At 67.1% G+C, this 310-nt stretch carries 1 protein-coding gene; it reads left to right on the forward strand.

Features of this window, described 5'->3' with window-relative positions:
• Window positions 1–310: hypothetical protein (locus AAHB17_RS24635; protein ID WP_342133697.1), on the forward strand; the 310-nt coding region annotated here is incomplete at both ends.

The raw sequence follows: 310 nt of genomic DNA on the forward strand, positions 1-310 counted from the left end.
CAAGGAGTCGCTGACCCAGAGTGGCGACTTCACGGTCAGCGCGCCGGACGGCCTGGCCACCCTGACGGTGGGCGGCACCACGGTGATCAGCGGCGGTGTGTTCACCGCGGCCAGCATCACCACGCCGCAGGGCAACACCCTGAACGTGACGGGCTACAACGCCACGACCGGTGTGGTGACCTACACCTACACGCTGACCGCTGCCGAGACCCATGGCACGGTCCAGGGTGAGAACGACCTGTACGAGAACTTCACGGTGGTGTTGACCGACACCGACGGCAGCACGGCCAGCAGCACCCTGACGGCAGCG

The organism is Hydrogenophaga sp. OTU3427 (genome assembly GCF_038440225.1).
GTDB lineage: Bacteria > Pseudomonadota > Gammaproteobacteria > Burkholderiales > Burkholderiaceae_C > Hydrogenophaga.